This window comes from Corynebacterium sp. HMSC036D02, assembly GCF_001836165.1.
In the GTDB taxonomy this organism is placed as follows: Bacteria; Actinomycetota; Actinomycetes; order Mycobacteriales; family Mycobacteriaceae; genus Corynebacterium.
The window spans coordinates 30,103-47,424 of record NZ_KV827662.1 but is presented as its reverse complement, the minus strand read 5'-3'; the positions used below and the strand labels follow the sequence as shown (position 1 = coordinate 47,424).

Below are 17,322 nucleotides of genomic sequence, written 5' to 3'. Positions count from 1 at the left end.
AGTCTACCCTGTAGGCCTCCAGAAGCCTTTGAAAGCCATCCCCATGTTGTTGGTGCGCAGCGGATTGGTTTGTACGGGGCTACCGGCTTCCACCATCTGCCCGTCACCGGAGTACATGGCCACGTGCCCATCCCACACGACGAGGTCGCCGGGCTGCAGCTCATCCGCGCTCACCTGGCGGCCCACAGTCTGGTTTTCAGCGGTGCGCGGCAGTTCCACCCCAGCTTGGCGCCAAGCCCATTGGGTCAGCCCCGAGCAATCGAAGCTACCGTTGCCGGTGCCGCCCCAGCCATAGGGTGTTCCCAGCTGGGAGAGTGCGGCTTGCACCGCGGCCTGGCCTTGCGCACTTCCTTCACCGCCAGAGGAGGATGAGGAAGCTGTGAGCGCGTGGCGAGCCCCGCCTTCCTCCTGCGGACCGCGCACTGAAGGGCGTACCGCGCGTTGAGCAATGGGCACGAGGGGTGCGGCCGACTGAAGGAGCTCCCCGGCCAGTTGCTTTACGCGCAGCATCGTCTTGCCGACGTACTCCATTGCCAAAGCCTGCAAAGCAGAGCGGGCCGCGGCCTGTGCCGCTGGGTTGGGGATGAGCAAGCCCAGGGCTAAAGGCAGCCCGCGCTGGAGCAGCTCGAAGCCCAGCCCGATGAGGTCCTTGACGGCCGCCGAGATGAGCCCGCGCGCGGAATCTAACGCAGAGCGCGCCGTGGAAAGGTCCTCGGTGGCCTGGCGTGCAGTGTCGAAAAGCGCCTGCGGATCTCCGTGCGCTATCTCCGCTAAGGGTCCGGCAGCAGTGAGATCAGGCACAGTGGGCAGGGAGACATCGGGAAGCTGCGCCGGTTGCATCCGGGCGATGTGGGTGAGTGCTGACTCCAACATCACAGACTCCCACAGGCGCTAGCAAGAGCACCGTCAGCGTCTTCGGCCTCGCGGGCCATGCGGAAGCTGGACTCCGCCACGGCACCAGCATCCGCCCTGACCTGGGCAAGGCGGGCAGAAAGGTTCTCCATGGCGGAGTTAAATGCTCCGGTGAAGCCGCCTAGAACGGGGTCCGTCGGTAGCTCGGGAGGGGGAGTGGTGGAGGTTTGGGAGACGGTGGCCAGCTCGTGTGCCAGCCGGCGGGTGTACTCGGTGTCAATAGTGAATGTTTCAAAGCTAGTCATGCCTTATTAGACTGCACCGCCCGCTGATCGGTTCCCGCCGGATTCTTATACAGTGAAGGGCATGGATATCCACGTAGTAGACCACCCCCTCGCCGCCTCCCGGCTCACGCTGATGCGTGATGCCCGCAGCGATAACACCGCTTTCCGTGCCGCCCTGCGAGATCTGGGCACCATGCTTGTGTATGAAGCAGCCCGTGACCTGCCCGTCGAGCATTTTGATTGCGTTACTCCCGTCGCCACGGCGGAGGGCACCCGCCTGCAGAATCCGCCGATTATCGTGCCCATCATCCGTGCTGGTCTGGGCATGATTGACCCGGCTCTGTCCATGATTCCGGATGCCCAGGTCGGCTTCATCGGCATGGCGCGCGATGAGGAAACTCACGAGCCGGTGCCTTATCTGGAGGCCCTGCCGGAGGATCTCAGCGGCCGCAGCGTCTTCGTAGTCGACCCGATGCTCGCCACGGGTGGTTCCCTCCTGCACTCCCTGAAGCTCCTCGCGGACCGCGGCGCTACCGACATCACGGCGATCTGCATGGTCTCCGCTCAGCCGGGCGTTGATGCGTTGGCCAATTCGGGCTTGCCGGTTCGCTTGGTTACCGCAGCGATTGATCCTGCCCTCAACGAGGACGCTTATATCGTGCCGGGGCTGGGTGACGCCGGCGATCGCCTCTACGGTCCCCGCAATATCGACCTGTAGCGAAACCGTCGGGCAGGCAGACCGCTCAGTATATCTAGCGTGTGACCTGCCCGGCTAACTGAACCGCATGGTCTAGTTGTAGACTCTTCCCAAGAGAAAACCACGGAGGAGGAAGCAGTGATCTCGGACTACGTCAGTGAGTGGTTCAGCAACCACCGCGCGGAGGTCATCGCGTGGCGCCGCCATATTCACCGCCACCCGGAGACCTCCAATAACGAGGTGGAAACCACCCGCTTCCTGTCCCGCACCCTGCGCGAGTACGGCTTGGAGCCGCATCTTTTTCCCGAAACCGGCCTCATGGTGGACATTGGTCCCGATACCGAACTTGGGCGCTTGGCCTTCCGTGCCGATATTGACGCGCTTCCCGTCACCGAGGTCACCGGCCTCGAGTACACCTCTGAGGTCCCAGGCGTCATGCATGCCTGCGGGCATGACATGCACACCACCATTGCGCTGGCCACGGCCTGCGCCTTGGCGGACCTTAATCGCGAGCATCCGCTAGATTTCGGTGTTCGTGTCATCTTCCAGCCCGCTGAAGAGGTGTGGGTGGGCGGCGCCACCGACGTCATTGAATGGGGTGCGCTCGAAGGCGTGAACTCCATCTTCGCCGTCCACGTTGAACCGAAGCTGCGCGTCGGGCGCATCGGCGTTCGCGCTGGAGCGATCACCTCGGCCACCGATGTCGTGGAAATCAACGTCTCCGGCCCGGGCGGGCATACCTCGCGCCCGCACTTGTCTGCGGACGTCGTCTATGCGCTGGGCAAGCTGCTGACGGACCTGCCAGGTTTGCTCTCACGCCGCGTCGATCCGCGCACCGGCACCGTCTTGGTCTTTGGCCAGGTGAATTCCGGCTATGCCCCGAACGCGATTCCGGAGACCGGTTCTGTATCCGGCACCATGCGCACGGCAGACATCGGAATCTGGCGGGATATGCAAACGCTCTTCTCCGAGTTGGTGGAACAGGTGCTAGCGCCCCTGGGTGTGGAACATGAGCTGGTCTACCACCGCGGGGTTCCGCCCGTGCTTAACGACGACGTCTCCACCGCCCTCCTCGCCAGCGCTGCCCAGGCCATCGACCCGCAAGCCGTGGTTCAGGCACCGCAGTCCTCGGGCGGCGAAGATTTCTCGTGGTACCTGGAGAAGGTCCCCGGCTCCATGGCTCGCCTTGGCTGCTGGTCCGGTGAAGGCGAACAGCACGATCTCCACATGGGAGATTTGGCACCTGATGAGCGGGCTATCGGCGTGGGCGTCAAACTCTTTGGCTCCGTAGCAGAACAGTTTGCCAACGTGGAGGATTAAGCGCCTAAGCATTACACTGTGACAAGGATTTCCCCAGAGTTCTTATAGGCAGAATTTTAAAAAAGGAGCGACAGTGTCACAGGAAGCCCCCCGCATCGTAATCATCGGCGGTGGCCCCGCAGGCTACGAGGCTGCGACCGCCGGCGCCAAGTACGGCGCGCACATTACGTTGGTTGAGGAACAGGGCCCCGGTGGCTCCTCCGTTCTCTTGGACTGCGTGCCCTCGAAGTCCTTCATCGCTGGTGCGAACATTCGCACCGATTTCCGCCGTGCGGATGACATGGGCCTGAACCACCAGCTCAGCTCCTTGCAGCTGAGCCTGGAGGCCCTCAACGGCCGTGTGCAGGCGCTGGCTGCTAACCAGTCCCGCGACGTCCGTGCGGGCCTAGAGAAGATTGGCGTCAAGGTCATTGATGGGCGTGCCGCCTTTTCTGAGGATCAGCATGGCGTGAAGGGTGCAGCACACAAGGTTGATGTCACCCACAAGGATGGCACCACCGAAACCCTCGACGCGGACCTCGTCCTCGTTGCCACCGGCGCTACCCCGCGCATTCTGCCGGGCGCGCAGCCGGACGGCGAGCGCATCCTCACCTGGCAGCAGGTTTATGACCTCAAGGAGGAGCCGGAGCACCTCATCGTGGTGGGCTCCGGTGTGACCGGTGCGGAGTTCGTGTCCGCCTTCGCGGAGATGGGCGTGCGCGTGACCATGGTGGCGTCCCGCGACCGCATTCTGCCGCATGACGACGCCGATGCTGCCGACGTCCTCGAGACCGTCCTGGCTGAGCGTGGCGTGGAGCTGGAGAAGAACTGCCGCGTGGAGACGGTCTCCCGCACTGAGGACGGCAACGTGGTGGTCAAGACCCAGGATGGCCGCGAGATCCACGGTTCCCATGTCATCATGTCCATCGGTTCCATTCCGAATACCAAGAACCTGGGCCTTGAGCACGTTGGTGTGGCCACCACGCCATCTGGCCACATCGAGGTTGACCGCGTTTCCCGCACCAATGTCGCTGGCATCTATGCCGCCGGTGACTGCTCCGATCTGTTCCCGCTGGCTTCCGTTGCTGCGATGCAGGGCCGTATCGCCATGTACCACTCCCTGGGTGAGGGCGTGTCCCCGCTGCGTCTGAAGACCGTGGCAACCGCCGTGTTTACCCGCCCGGAGATCGCTGCCGTGGGCTTTACGCAGGCGGAGATTGAGGCCGGTGAGGTTGCCGCCCGCACCATCATGATGCCGCTGAACACCAACCCGCGCGCCAAGATGCGCTCCCTGCAGCACGGCTTTGTGAAGCTCTTCTGCCGCGCTACCTCCGGCCGCGTCATTGGCGGCGTAATCGTCGCGCCGACTGCCTCCGAACTCATTCTGCCCATCGCCGTGGCCGTGACCAACCAGCTCACCGTGAACCAGCTCGCGGATTCCCTGGCGGTCTACCCGTCCCTGTCGGGCACCATCACGGAGGCAGCCCGCCGCCTCGTTGCTCACGACGACCTTGAGTAAGTAGGCTCTAACTCCGATTTAGTTTCGGCTCGTCCTTATAAGCCCAGTGTGCTCACCGCATGCTGGGCTTCTTCCATGGTGAACTGCTTACCGTATTCGCTGGTGAGCTGCTCTAACAGTGCCGGGCCGGACATGGGAGAGAACCTCCTGCGTAGGCGAAAATGAGAGAACTACGAGGTGGCATAGGCCGAAACCGGCGTTGCATTGAGGTCGAGGCTGACGGGCCGGCCCGCCTGCGGGAAGGCGCGCTGTGGGCACGCCGGGCGCGGGCAAGCAGCGCAGCCGGGGCCGATGGGGGTTGCCTCGGAAGGGGAGAGGTTGAGTGCATCCGCGTAGACCACGCGATCCGCCTGTGCGATATCGCAGCCTAAACCCACCACGAATTCTTTGCGCGGCGTGCCCCAGGCCTGGGCCTGGCCTTGGACGAAGCGCGCAATCCACAGGTAGGTGTGGTCATCGGGCATGGAGGCCACTTGGCGCGTGATGCGGTTGGGCGTTTCAAAAGCGCGGTGCACCACCCACAACGGGCAGGAGCCACCGCTGCGGGCGAAGTGGAAAGCGGTGGAGGACTGGCGCTTGGAAATATTGCCCGCGCGGTCGGTGCGGATGAAGGAGAAGGGAACACCTTGGTGGCCGGGTCGCTGTAACGTCGACAAGCGCTGCGCGGTGGTTTCGAAACCAGTGCCAAAGGCCGTCGCGATGACATCGATGTCATAGCGCGTTTCCTCCGCGGTGGCGAGGAACTGGGTATAAGGCATGGTCACGGCGGCGGCAAAATACTGAGCGAGGCCCAGCGTGCCAATAGTCTGTGCTTCCTCGCCCGGTAATTCGGCGACGAGTTCCGCGCAATGCTCTGGGTATGCCAGCAGGCAGTACTGGAGCGCCATTTCGAAGACGAGCTGGGATTCCGTAAGTCCCGCGCGCAGGTGCAGCTCCCGGTTGTGGAAGGCGCGGCGCCGCGGGGACGAGGAGGAAAAGCGCGTCGTAACACCGAACTCTTCCTGTAAGACGGAGGCCAAGCGCCCGCGGCGCAGGACTCGGTCCCCGAGCGAATCGGAAAGCTCCTCGGCGGCGATGTCGAGACTGTGGACGTAGTTGTGCGCGTCATAGAAGAAATCACGGACCGCCTCGAAGGGGCCGGGTTCCGCGGGGGTGTGCGCGGCGGCGTCGACAAGCCGGGGCACAAGTTCGGGGAAGCGCCCGCTGAGATCGGTAAGAGTTGCCTCAGATGCTTCGGGGAAGAGCTGGCGCAGCTCGGCGAGGGCACGCAGGTCACGGTCCCCGGCGAAATAGGTGGCATCAACGCCGAAGCGTTGGGTCAGCTGCATGAGGACGGTGACGGTGAGGGGGCGCTGGTCATTTTCCAGCTGGTTGAGGTAGCTGGTGGATAGCCCTAGCTGCTTCGCCATGGCGGCTTGCGTGAGTTTGCGTTCCTTGCGTAGTGCGTGGATTCTCGCCCCCGCGTAGTGTTTGCTCACCGTCTGACTCCTCCTAAAAAGCCTCCCTGCCTGGGAATTCCACAAGTTTCGCAAGGAACGCAAATCCCTGCAACAGATAGTCACAGTTTACACATGTGGCAGGGCGCACGGGGCGTGGTTAGTGTGAGCTCTATCGCAATCGTTGTTCTTGTCTAGGAGGGAATCCCGTTGATTAACCACGAAGTACGTACCCACAAGTCCGCCGAGGACTTTCCTATCGAAGAGCACCTGGCCTACAAGATTGCCAAGGTTGCAGCGGATCCCGTCGAGGTCCCGGCCGAGACCACCGAGATGATCATCAACCGCATCATCGATAACGCCTCCGTGGCCGTGGCCTCAGCCACCCGCCGCCCGGTGACCTCCGCCCGCGTTATCGCGCAGGCCCACCCGGCTCAAGAAGGCGGCGCCACCATCTTCGGCGTTGACGGCACCTACTCCGCCGAGTGGGCAGCCCTGGCCAATGGCACTGCCGTGCGCGAGCTGGACTACCACGACACCTTCCTCGCCGCCGATTACTCCCACCCGGGCGATAACATCCCACCGATTCTCGCTGTGGCTCAGCACAAGGGACTGACCGGCAAGGACCTCATCCGCGGTATCGCCACCGGCTACGAAATTCAGGTCAACCTGGTCAAGGGTATTTGCCTCCACGAGTGGAAGATCGACCACGTGGCACACCTCGGCCCCTCGGTCGCAGCAGGCATTGGCACCATGCTGAACCTCGATGTCGACACCATCTACCAGGCCATCGGCCAGGCACTCCACACCACCACGGCTACCCGCCAGTCCCGCAAGGGCCTCATCTCCTCCTGGAAGGCCTATGCACCGGCGTTCGCCGGCAAGATGGGCATCGAGGCAGTGGACCGCTCCATGCGCGGCGAGGGCGCCCCGGCCCCAATTTGGGAAGGCGAGGACGGCTTCATTGCCTGGATGCTCCACTCCCCGGAGCGCACCTACACCGTCCCCCTGCCGGGGGACGGGGAGCCCAAGCGAGCCATCCTGGACACCTACACCAAGGAACACTCCGCGGAGTACCAGGCACAGGCCCCGATCGACATGGCCTTTGCCCTCAAGAAGACCCTGGCAGAGAAGGGCCTGAAGACGGAGGACATCGAGTCCATCGTCCTGCACACCTCGCACCACACCCACTACGTCATTGGCACCGGCGCCAACGACCCGCAGAAGATGGATCCGAACGCCTCCCGCGAGACTTTGGATCACTCCATCATGTACATCTTCGCCGTGGCCCTCCAGGACGGCGAGTGGGATTACGGGACCTCCTACTCCAATGAGCGCAAGCACCGCCAGGACACCATCGACCTGTGGCACAAGATTTCCACCGTTGAGGACCCGGAGTGGACCCGCCGCTACCACTCCAACGACCTCAGCGAGAAGGCCTTCGGCGGCAAGGCCGTCATCACCTTCAAGGATGGCACCGTGATCGAGGACGAGCGCGCGGTGGCCGACGCCCACCCGCTCGGCGCCCGCCCCTTCGGCCGCGAGGAGTACATCAACAAGTTCAAGAAGCTCGCCGCCGGCAAGGTATCGGAGGAGGAGCAGGAGCGCTTCCTCGCTGCCGCCCAGAACCTGGAAAACCTCACCGACCTGAGCGAGCTCAACGTTCGCCTCACCGACGAGGCTATCGCCACCGCACCCGAGACCCCGAAGGGACTGTTCTAAATGGCTGGCCTATTTGGCTCCACTATCAGCAATGCAGACAAGCGCAAGAGCTTCCGCGAGGCGCTGAACGCACCGGGAATTACCACGCTGCCGGGCGCCTTCAACCCGTTGACCGCGCGGCTCATCCAGGACATCGGCGGCTTCGGCGGCGTCTACGTCTCCGGCGCGGTGCTGGCTAATGATCTGGGTCTACCGGACATTGGTCTCACCACCCTCACTGAGGTGGCGCAGCGCGCCGGGCACATCGCCCGCGCCACGGACCTGCCTGTGCTTGTCGACGCCGACACAGGCTTCGGCGAACCGATGTCCGCCGCCCGCACCGTCGCCGCGCTGGAGGACGCCGGCCTGGCCGGCTGCCACCTGGAGGACCAGGTCAACCCGAAGCGCTGCGGCCACCTCGATGGCAAGGAAGTGGTGCCGACGGATCTTATGGTTCGCCGCATCACCGCCGCCGTCAACGAGCGCCGCGATGAGAACTTCATCATCTGTGCCCGCACCGATGCCGCCGGCATCCACGGCATCGATGAAGCCATCGAGCGCGCCAAGGCCTACGCCGACGCCGGTGCGGACCTCATCTTCACCGAGGCCCTGTACTCGCCGGCAGACTTCGAAAAGTTCCGCGCCGCCGTGGACACCCCGCTGCTGGCCAACATGACGGAGTTCGGCAAGACCGAGCTGCTGTCCGCCAAGCGCATTGAGGACTTGGGCTATAACGCCGTCATCTGGCCGGTATCCACCCTGCGCGTAGCCATGGGTGCTACCGAAGAATTCCTCCGTGACATGCAGGAAACCGGCCTGCAATCCGAGGAATGGCTCGACCGCATGCAGCACCGCTCCCGCCTGTATGAGCTGGTGCGCTACGACGAGTACAACGCCTTCGACCAGAGCGTTTTCACCTACTCCAAGGACAGCTACAAGCCCACCTTTGACTAAACCCCACGTCCCAGAACTCACACCACACCCCTAAAGGAGAAAACACCATGTCTGAAACCCCAGAGATTTGCAAGGGTCTGTACGGCGTTGTCGTCGACGAGACCGCCGTGTCTAAGGTTGTCCCGGAAACCAACTCCCTGACCTACCGCGGCTACCCGGTCCAGGAGCTGGCGCGCTACTGCTCCTTCGAAGAGGTTGCTTACCTGCTGTGGAACGGCGAGCTGCCCACTCAGGATGAGCTGGTCCGCTTCTCCGCCCGTGAGAAGGCGCTGCGCCACCTGGACCGCCACCTCATTGACCTGATCACCTCCATGCCGAAGTCTTGCCACCCGATGGACGTGCTGCGCACCGCAGTCTCCTTCATTGGTTCTCAGGACCCGGAGGAGTACACCAAGGACTCCGAGCACATCCGCCGCACCGCGCTGGAGCTCATGGCGAAGCTGCCGACCATCGTTGCCCTTGACATCCGCCGTCGCCGCGGCGAGGGCTACCTCGAGCCTTCCCGCAAGAAGGGCTTTGCGGAGAACTTCCTGTGGATGGTCTTCGGTGAAAAGGAAGGCTCGCCGGCCCTGTCGCGCTCCGATATTGAGGCCTTTGATAAGTCCCTCATCCTCTACGCTGAGCACTCCTTCAACGCCTCTACCTTCGCTGCCCGCGTGGTGACCTCCACGATGTCGGATACCTACTCCGCCGTCACCGCCGCCATCGGCGCGCTGAAGGGCCCGCTGCACGGTGGTGCTAACGAGGCCGTGATGAAGAATTTCCTGGAGGTCGGTGACCCGGCCAAGGCGGAGGAGTGGACGCTCAACAAGCTCAAGAACAAGGAGCTCGTCATGGGCTTCGGTCACCGCGTGTACAAGAACGGTGACTCCCGTGTTCCGACCATGGAGGCTGCCTTCCGCGAGCTGGCCAAGGACCACGGCCAGGAGCAGTGGGTGGAGATGTACGAGAACATGGCGAAGACCATGTACGAGAACACCTCCATCAAGATTCAGCCGAACCTGGACTTCCCGGCTGGCCCCGCGTACCACATCCTTGGTTTCGACATTGAGTTCTTCACCCCGATCTTCGTGATGGCCCGCATCACCGGCTGGACCGCACACATCGTTGAGCAGAACGAGAACAACTCCCTGATCCGCCCGCTGTCTGCCTACAACGGCAAGGAGCAGCGCTCCGTTCCGCCGAAGCAGATCTAGGCGAAACGGAACTAGCTGACGTAAAAGTAGTCAGAAAACAAAACCAGCGCACGATTCTTTCTTCTCGTGCGCTGGTTTTGCTTCTTTGTCCGAATTATGTGCAGCGTGTGGATTTCTGTTGACCTATATGTCGATTCTCGCCCGCGTTGTCGCCTCGGGCACTATCCTTAAGTTCGTATTGTGCTTATCTGAAAGGATCACTCCCAGTGTCTGATACCGCCCACAAGTCCTTCTCTAAGATCTTGGTGGCCAACCGCGGTGAGATTGCCGTGCGCGCCTTCCGCGCTGCCTTTGAAGTCGGCTCCAAGACCGTTGCAATTTATCCAAAGGAAGACCGCAACTCCTTCCACCGCGCCTTTGCCAATGAGGCAGTGCGCATCGGTACCGAGGGCCAGCCGGTCAAGGCATACCTTGACATCGATGAGGTCATTCGCGCCGCCAAGAAGTCCGGTGCGGATGCCATTTACCCGGGTTACGGTTTCCTTTCGGAGCGTGCCGATTTGGCCCGCGCTTGCCGCGACAACGGTATTAAGTTCATTGGCCCTACCGCTGAGACCTTGGACCTGACCGGCGACAAGGCCGCTGCAGTCGCCGCAGCTGAGGAAGCAGGGCTGCCGACTCTGAAGGACTCGAAGCCCTCGACGGACGTCGACAAGCTGGCGGAATACGCCAAGGACTTTGAGTTCCCCGTCTTCGTGAAGGCAGTGGCCGGCGGTGGCGGCCGCGGTATGCGCTTCATCGAGAACGAGGCGGAGCTCAAGACCAAGTGCGCCGAGGCTTCCCGCGAGGCTGAGGCAGCCTTCGGCGATGGCAACGTATACCTCGAGACCGCGGTGATTCGCCCGCAGCACATCGAGGTGCAGATTCTGGCTGACTCCCACGGCAACGTCATCCACCTGTTTGAGCGTGACTGCTCCGTGCAGCGCCGCCACCAGAAGGTCGTGGAGATTGCCCCGGCACCCACGCTGGACCCGGAGCTGCGTGACCGCATCTGTGCGGATGCCGTGAAGTTCTGCGAGCACATCAACTACGAGGGCGCCGGTACCGTCGAGTTCCTCGTCGATGAGAAGGGCAATCACGTCTTCATCGAGATGAACCCGCGCGTGCAGGTGGAGCACACCGTGACCGAGGAGGTCACGGGCGTGGACATCGTGAAGTCCCAGATGCAGATCGCCGCGGGCTTCTCCCTCGAGGAGTTGGGCCTCAAGCAGGAGGAAATCCACATCACCGGCGCGGCGCTCCAGTGCCGCATCACCACCGAGGATCCCTCCAATGGCTTCCGCCCGGATACCGGCACGCTGACCCAGTACCGCTCACCGGGCGGCGCAGGCGTGCGTCTCGACGGCGCAACGGCCGTCGGCGCGGAAATCTCCCCGAACTTTGACTCCCTGCTGGTGAAGATGACCTGCCGCGGTGTCACCTTCGAGCAGGCCGTGGCACGTGCACAGCGCGCGCTCAACGAGTTCACCGTGGCCGGCGTGGCCACCAACATCGGCTTCCTGCGCGCACTGCTGCGCGAGCCGGACTTCGTCAACACCCGCGTGGACACCAGCTTCATTCCGGAGCACCCGGACCTGCTCAAGGCTCCGCCGGCCGTGGATGAGTCTGGTCGCATCATCGACTACATCGCGGACGTGACCGTTAACAAGCCGAACGGCGAGCGCCCGACCACCCTGCGTCCCTTCGATAAGCTGCCGGATCTGGACTTTAACTCTGAGCTGCCGCGCGGTTCCCGCGATGAGCTGTTGGAGCTCGGCCCGAAGAAATGGGCGGAGAAGATCCGCAAGCAGGACGCTCTGGCCGTCACCGATACCACCTTCCGTGACGCCCACCAGTCCCTGCTGGCTACCCGCGTGCGCGGCACCGCGCTGGTCACGGCCGCTGAGGCCGTCGCCCGCATGACCCCGGAGCTGTACTCCGTGGAGGCATGGGGCGGTGCGACCTACGACGTCGCCATGCGCTTCCTCAAGGAAGACCCGTGGGTGCGCCTGGATCTGCTGCGTGAGGCCATGCCGAACCAGAACATCCAGATGCTGCTGCGCGGTCGCAACACCGTGGGCTACTCGCCGTACTCCAACGATGTGTGCACCGGCTTCGTGCAGGAGGCCGCCAAGTCCGGCGTGGATGTCTTCCGCATCTTCGACGCGCTGAACGACGTCACCCAGATGCGCCCGGCAATCGACGCCGTCCTGGAGACCAACACCACCGTGGCTGAGGTTGCCATGGCTTACTCCGGCGACATGTGCTCCCCGGATGAGAAGCTCTACACGCTGGACTACTACCTCAAGCTGGCCGAGGAGATCGTGAACACCGGCGCTCACGTCCTGGCTATCAAGGACATGGCGGGCCTGCTGCGCCCGGAGTCCGCATCCAAGCTGGTTATGGCTCTGCGCAAGGAGTTCGACCTGCCGGTTCACGTGCATACGCACGACACCGCAGGCGGCCAGCTGGCCACCTACTACGCGGCAGCGCTTTCCGGAGCGGACATCGTGGATGGTGCCTCCGCACCGCTGGCGGGTACGACCTCCCAGCCTTCGCTGTCCGCCATCATCGCGGCGTTCTCCAACTCCTCGCGCGATACTGGTATCTCCCTCAAGGCAGTCTCCGACCTGGAACCGTACTGGGAGGCAGTGCGCCAGCTCTACCACCCGTTCGAGAAGGGTATTCCGGGACCGACCGGCCGCGTCTACCGCCACGAGATTCCGGGCGGCCAGCTGTCCAACCTGCGTGCGCAGGCTACCGCGCTGGGCTTGGAGGACCGCTTCGAAATCATCGAGGACACCTACGCAGCCGTCAATGAGATGCTCGGCCGCCCGACCAAGGTGACCCCGTCCTCCAAGGTGGTCGGTGACCTCGCACTGCACCTCGTGGGCGCTGGCGTGGACCCGGCTGACTTTGAGGCCAACCCCACCAAGTACGACATCCCGGATTCCGTCATCGCCTTCCTGCGCGGTGAGCTCGGTACCCCTCCGGGTGGCTGGCCGCCGCTGCGCGACAAGGTCCTGGAAGGCCGCGCGCCTGGCGACGTCACCGTCAAGCCCGTACCGGAGGAAGAGAAGAAGCACCTGGCCTCGGATGATTCCACTGAGCGCCGTGCTTCCCTCAACCGCCTGCTCTTCCCGAAGCAGTTCGAGGAGTTCAACGAATTCCGCCGCACCTACGGCAACACTGAGGCGCTGACGGACACTGTCTTCTTCTATGGTCTGGAAGAAGGAAACGATTACATCGTTCACTACTTCCCGGAGGGCTCCAACGACCGCGCAGACCTCAAGCCCATCACCTTGCGTCTTGACGCGATGGGTGAGCCGGACGAGAAGGGCATCCGCAACGTCGTGCTCAACGTCAACGGCCAGATCCGCCCGCTCAAGGTGCGCGACAACAACGTCGAGTCCACCGTCGCCACCGTGGAGAAGGCCGACCCGTCCAACGAGGGACACGTGGCCGCACCGTTTGCCGGCGTGGTGAACCCCACCGCCAAGGCTGGCGACGAGGTCAAGGCCGGCGACCAAATCGCCGTCATCGAGGCCATGAAGATGGAAGCCTCCATCTCCGCCACCAAGGATGGCACCATCGAGCGCGTCGCCGTTGGCGCTGCCACCAAGGTTGAGGGCGGCGACCTCATCGCCGTCATCAACTAAAGGCCGACTTAGGTCATGAATGGGTGAGCAGCGTCATTCTTGGCGCTGCTCCCCGGTGGTTTTCGGCGGTGGGGTGGGATTTTTCCGCACTGCATTGGCCTAAGTCAGAAGGGCATCTGGCAGAAGGCATCGTTGGGTCCAAAAACGCCATCTGTACTGAGCAAAAGGCGTTTTTAGCCGTGAAAACGCCTTTTGACTGATGCCTTTTGCCAGGCGCCCTTTGTCAGATGCCTCCAGCATCTCGATGGAGGCATGCAGACGTTGCGCGTTGCTAGGGGAGCGAAGAAGCTAGTCGCGTTTCGCGAAGATACGTGCAGCGTTCTACGGAAACGGTCGTTGTGACCCGACCTAGGTTGTAGGTGGGTGAGCAACGTCGCTCTTGGCGCTGCCGTCGGCGCGCCGCCGAAGGCGTCGAGTATAGTCGACACTTTTAGAAGAAACCGAGGAAGTGTCGGGTATAGTCGACACCTTTTGTCGGCTTGTGGTACTAGAAGCGCTTGAGCATCACGTGGGCATCCGGGCGGCCCGGGATGTCGATGTCGACGAAACCTTCGGATTCATATAGCTTGCGGGCGCCGGTATTCTCCGGTTCAATCCACAGCGAAATGGCCGGTGCTTGCTGCGCCTCGGCGAGGTCACAGGCGTTGCGCAGGAGACGTCGCCCAGCGCCGAGGCCCCTGTAGCGGGACTCCACAGCGATGAAGAGCTCGGGAATCTCCTCCGGATCTAGGTCGGTGGCCCACTGGGACTCATCAAAAGGATCGGCCTCGGGGTTTCCGGTGTAAGCAGCGCCCTTCGCTTCAGTGGTGTAGTAGCGCAGCCACGCACCACCGACGGGAACGCGGTGGCTGGAGACGGCGATGACGCCGCCGTCGACATGGGGCGACCATTCGTCGACGTACAGCCCCACATCAGGTGTGTGGAAATCCCCGATATGGGCGTCCTCGTCACCGAGGACATCGGCGAGGAAAAGGAGACGGGAGAGGTAGGTACGGTCGTGCTCCTTGGCCAACCGTACGCCGAACTCGGAATCGTTAACGCTCATGCCTTTCGAGGCTACTTGATCTCTGAATTTAGCTACTCACTGAGTGACTCGAGGGGCGTGGGTGGATTCTCTATGGTCCAGAGAAGAGTACTCGTGTCGGTGGTATGGCGTGTAACTCGCGGGTTCAGTAACTCCTCGACTTTCAAGATCGAGCGGAAGGCGTGAAGGGCCTCCCTACGACGTCGTGAGCTTATGAATGGCTCATTGTGGGCCGCACGGTTTCTGACACGATTGATTCGTGCTAGGTGTTGTTCGACTTCCTTGCGGCGTGTGTGCGGCGCAAATGCTTTGTGCAGTGCAGGAATCCACAACAATTGCTCATGAGCTGCGTCTGTTAAGTGGCGCCAGAATCCAAAGGGGAGCTCGGCGACTAAAGCTCCAGGACTGACATGTTTCGTATGATTGCGCCGCAGAGCTTCGGCTATTGATTGTCGATTCTTATCATTCGAATCTATTTGTACTCCGTCGCGCATTCGGTGGAGAGGTGCATTCACTGGTGACTGAGGATCTATCAGCCAATGCTGGTCGCCCAGCCACCACCGCTCCAGAACAGTGTTATAAGAGTTTCTGAGTAGTACTTCGGCATGTGAGGCGTCGTGGAGAAATGCCATCGCGACGCTGATGTTCCATTCATACAGTGCTAATGCAGCTTTGCCGTCTTGATGGGCAGCACGAAGGAATGGCTCCCAACGCGGTGTTGAGAGCCATTGCGTAATCCACTGGCTATCCTGATGCGCCACTGCTGCATCCCCCCGGAGCGACAAATCAGCACCCCGGTAAGTAGTACTCAGCGGGTCAGTGACCCAGAGCAGAGCTCCACCGGGGTATCACGTCAGAGAGTACTTAACTGTGCTAATCGAGGCAAGGTTTTAGCAGTTTTGTACTGCTCTCTGCTGACAAAGAAGCGCTAGCGAACTACTTGATCTCCAGAATCGGCTCGCCCTTGTTGATCTGCGTGCCGGTGGACACCTTGAGATCGGTCACGGTGCCGGATTTGTGGGCCTTGACGGGGTTTTCCATTTTCATGGCCTCGAGGACGACGACGACCTCGCCCTCTTCGACTTCCTGGCCTTCTTCGACGGCGACCTTGATGACGCTGCCCTGCATCGGCGCGGTCACGGCGTCACCGGACACGTTGGCTGCTGCGCCTTTACCGCGGCGCTTCTTCGACTTCTTGCGCTTGGTGCCGCCACCCAAGAGCAAGTTGCCCGGCAGTGCCACCTCGATGCGGCGGCCGCCAACCTCGACGACGAACTTCTGGGAAGCTTCCTGCTCCTCGTTCTCGGGTGCTTCGGCGGTGTCGGTGTACTCGGGCAGCTCGTTGACCCACTCTTCCTCGATCCACTTGGTGTAGACCGTGAAGTTGCCGTCCTCGGCGGTGAAGGCAGGATCGGTGAGGATTGCCTGGTGGAAGGGGATAACCGTGGGCAGGCCTTCGATGCGGTACTCGGACAGCGCGCGGCGTGCGCGCGCGATGGCGGCCTCGCGGTCTGGGCCCCAGACGATGAGCTTGGCCAGCATGGAATCGAACTGTCCACCGATGACGGAACCCTCGCGCACACCGGAATCCATACGCACGCCCGGGCCGGAAGGCTCGGAGTAGGAGACGATGGTTCCAGGAGCCGGCATGAAGCCCGCGGCGGCGTCCTCGCCGTTGATGCGGAATTCGATGGCGTGGCCGTGCGGAGTTGGGTCCTCGGAGATGGAAAGCTCGCGACCCTCGGCGATGCGGAACTGCTCGCGAACGAGGTCATAGCCGGTGGTTTCCTCGGTAACGGGGTGCTCCACCTGGAGGCGTGTGTTGACCTCAAGGAAGGAAATGAGTCCATCCGCACCTACGAGGTACTCCACCGTACCGGCGCCGTAGTAGCCAGCCTCGCGGCAGATACGCTTGGCTGACTCGTGGATGGAGGCGCGCTGCTCATCGGTGAGGAAGGGGGCAGGGGCCTCTTCGGCGAGCTTCTGGAAGCGGCGCTGTAGGGAGCAGTCGCGGGTGCCCATGACGACGACATTGCCGTGCTGGTCAGCCAGAACCTGGGCTTCGACGTGGCGGGCCTTATCCAGATAGCGCTCGACGAAGCACTCGCCGCGGCCGAAGGCAGTGACGGCCTCGCGCGTGGCGGACTCGTAGAGATCCTTGATCTCCTCGCGGGTGTGGGCCACCTTCATGCCGCGGCCACCGCCACCGAAGGCAGCCTTGATGGCAACGGGCAGGCCGTGCTCGTCGGCGAAGGCCTCGACCTCCTCGGCGCTGGCGACGGGGTCCTTGGTACCGGGTGCCATAGGGGCGTCGGCACGCTCGGCAATGTGGCGGGCGGTGACCTTGTCACCCAAGTCTGCGATGGACTGCGGGGAGGGGCCAATCCAGGTCAGGTCGGCGTCGATGACGGCTTGGGCGAAGTCGGCGTTCTCGGAGAGGAAGCCATAGCCGGGGTGGATGGCGTCGGCGCCGGACTTGGAGGCGGCGTCGAGAATCTTGCTGAAGTCGAGGTATGACTCCGCCGAAGTTTGACCGCCGAGTGCGAAGGCTTCGTCGGCAAGCGTGACGAATGGGGCGTCAGCATCGGGCTCGGCATAGACCGCTACGGATGCGATGCCAGCGTCGCGAGCCGCGCGGATGACGCGGACCGCAATCTCACCGCGGTTGGCCACGAGGACCTTGGTGATGTTCTTGGTTTCAACTGCCACGGCAGGAACCCTC

General features: G+C 62.7%; 14 protein-coding genes. 8 read left to right on the top strand and 6 right to left on the bottom strand.

Features of this window, described 5'->3' with window-relative positions; translation table 11 throughout:
- Window positions 1-3 precede the first annotated feature (3 nt).
- Window positions 4-873, bottom strand: coding sequence for a C40 family peptidase (locus HMPREF2743_RS03585; protein WP_070528060.1), 870 nt, complete (start codon window positions 871-873; stop codon window positions 4-6).
- On the bottom strand, window positions 873-1,157 hold the full coding sequence (locus tag HMPREF2743_RS03580; protein ID WP_070528063.1) for a hypothetical protein: 285 nt from the start codon (window positions 1,155-1,157) through the stop codon (window positions 873-875). The genes HMPREF2743_RS03585 and HMPREF2743_RS03580 overlap by 1 nt, the downstream gene beginning before the upstream one ends.
- A 61-nt stretch (window positions 1,158-1,218) precedes the next feature.
- On the opposite strand from HMPREF2743_RS03580, the gene upp reads away from it, so the two are divergent.
- From upp to HMPREF2743_RS03565, 3 genes are all read left to right on the top strand, one after another.
- Complete coding sequence (gene upp, locus HMPREF2743_RS03575) at window positions 1,219-1,854, top strand: uracil phosphoribosyltransferase (protein WP_010189385.1); 636 nt, start codon at window positions 1,219-1,221, stop codon at window positions 1,852-1,854.
- Between the two features lie 117 nt (window positions 1,855-1,971).
- The gene (locus tag HMPREF2743_RS03570) at window positions 1,972-3,153 is read left to right on the top strand and encodes a M20 family metallopeptidase (protein ID WP_010189384.1); all 1,182 of its coding nucleotides are present in this window, start codon (window positions 1,972-1,974) and stop codon (window positions 3,151-3,153) included.
- A 73-nt stretch (window positions 3,154-3,226) separates the two neighbouring features.
- Window positions 3,227-4,651 carry an NAD(P)H-quinone dehydrogenase gene (locus HMPREF2743_RS03565; RefSeq protein WP_010189383.1) on the top strand — a complete coding sequence of 475 codons (1,425 nt, stop codon included), beginning with the start codon at window positions 3,227-3,229 and terminating at the stop codon, window positions 4,649-4,651.
- Window positions 4,652-4,686: 35 nt separating this feature from the next.
- On the opposite strand, the gene HMPREF2743_RS12345 is transcribed toward HMPREF2743_RS03565, so the two are convergent.
- Both HMPREF2743_RS12345 and HMPREF2743_RS03560 read right to left on the bottom strand, forming a co-directional pair.
- A complete protein-coding gene (locus HMPREF2743_RS12345; protein WP_246818770.1) occupies window positions 4,687-4,785 on the bottom strand; it encodes an Ltp family lipoprotein in 99 nt (32 codons plus the stop codon).
- A gap of 36 nt (window positions 4,786-4,821) precedes the next feature.
- Window positions 4,822-6,129 carry a short-chain fatty acyl-CoA regulator family protein gene (locus tag HMPREF2743_RS03560; RefSeq protein WP_070528067.1) on the bottom strand — a complete coding sequence of 436 codons (1,308 nt, stop codon included), beginning with the start codon at window positions 6,127-6,129 and terminating at the stop codon, window positions 4,822-4,824.
- A 168-nt stretch (window positions 6,130-6,297) separates the two neighbouring features.
- Here HMPREF2743_RS03560 and prpD point away from each other — a divergent pair, with 168 nt between their 5' ends.
- From prpD to HMPREF2743_RS12680, 5 genes are all read left to right on the top strand, one after another.
- Complete coding sequence (gene prpD, locus HMPREF2743_RS03555; protein WP_070818175.1) at window positions 6,298-7,809, top strand: 2-methylcitrate dehydratase PrpD; 1,512 nt, start codon at window positions 6,298-6,300, stop codon at window positions 7,807-7,809.
- The gene (gene prpB, locus HMPREF2743_RS03550) at window positions 7,810-8,742 is read left to right on the top strand and encodes a methylisocitrate lyase (protein ID WP_070818174.1); all 933 of its coding nucleotides are present in this window, start codon (window positions 7,810-7,812) and stop codon (window positions 8,740-8,742) included.
- 47 nt (window positions 8,743-8,789) lie between these two features.
- Window positions 8,790-9,938, top strand: a complete 1,149-nt coding sequence (locus HMPREF2743_RS03545) for a bifunctional 2-methylcitrate synthase/citrate synthase (RefSeq protein WP_070818173.1) — start codon at window positions 8,790-8,792, stop codon at window positions 9,936-9,938.
- Window positions 9,939-10,144: 206 nt separating this feature from the next.
- A complete protein-coding gene (locus HMPREF2743_RS03540; protein WP_070818172.1) occupies window positions 10,145-13,576 on the top strand; it encodes a pyruvate carboxylase in 3,432 nt (1,143 codons plus the stop codon).
- A gap of 23 nt (window positions 13,577-13,599) precedes the next feature.
- On the top strand, window positions 13,600-13,776 hold the full coding sequence (locus HMPREF2743_RS12680) for a hypothetical protein (protein WP_168166447.1): 177 nt from the start codon (window positions 13,600-13,602) through the stop codon (window positions 13,774-13,776).
- A 287-nt stretch (window positions 13,777-14,063) separates the two neighbouring features.
- Here HMPREF2743_RS12680 and HMPREF2743_RS03535 read toward each other — a convergent pair whose 3' ends face one another.
- Both HMPREF2743_RS03535 and HMPREF2743_RS03530 read right to left on the bottom strand, forming a co-directional pair.
- Window positions 14,064-14,621, bottom strand: a complete 558-nt coding sequence (locus HMPREF2743_RS03535) for a GNAT family N-acetyltransferase (protein WP_070745509.1) — start codon at window positions 14,619-14,621, stop codon at window positions 14,064-14,066.
- A 915-nt stretch (window positions 14,622-15,536) separates the two neighbouring features.
- On the bottom strand, window positions 15,537-17,309 hold the full coding sequence (locus HMPREF2743_RS03530) for an ATP-binding protein (RefSeq protein ID WP_070818171.1): 1,773 nt from the start codon (window positions 17,307-17,309) through the stop codon (window positions 15,537-15,539).
- Between the last annotated feature and the right edge of the window lie 13 nt (window positions 17,310-17,322).

What these genes read in the sequence shown, in the direction of transcription:
- HMPREF2743_RS03585 (WP_070528060.1), bottom strand. Translation starts at nt 873, where the DNA reads ATGTTGGAGTCAGCACTCACCCACATCGCCCGGATGCAACCGGCGCAG.
- HMPREF2743_RS03580 (WP_070528063.1), bottom strand. Translation starts at nt 1,157, where the DNA reads ATGACTAGCTTTGAAACATTCACTATTGACACCGAGTACACCCGCCGG.
- upp (WP_010189385.1), top strand. Translation starts at nt 1,219, where the DNA reads ATGGATATCCACGTAGTAGACCACCCCCTCGCCGCCTCCCGGCTCACG.
- HMPREF2743_RS12345 (WP_246818770.1), bottom strand. Translation starts at nt 4,785, where the DNA reads ATGTCCGGCCCGGCACTGTTAGAGCAGCTCACCAGCGAATACGGTAAG.
- prpB (WP_070818174.1), top strand. Translation starts at nt 7,810, where the DNA reads ATGGCTGGCCTATTTGGCTCCACTATCAGCAATGCAGACAAGCGCAAG.
- HMPREF2743_RS03545 (WP_070818173.1), top strand. Translation starts at nt 8,790, where the DNA reads ATGTCTGAAACCCCAGAGATTTGCAAGGGTCTGTACGGCGTTGTCGTC.
- HMPREF2743_RS03535 (WP_070745509.1), bottom strand. Translation starts at nt 14,621, where the DNA reads ATGAGCGTTAACGATTCCGAGTTCGGCGTACGGTTGGCCAAGGAGCAC.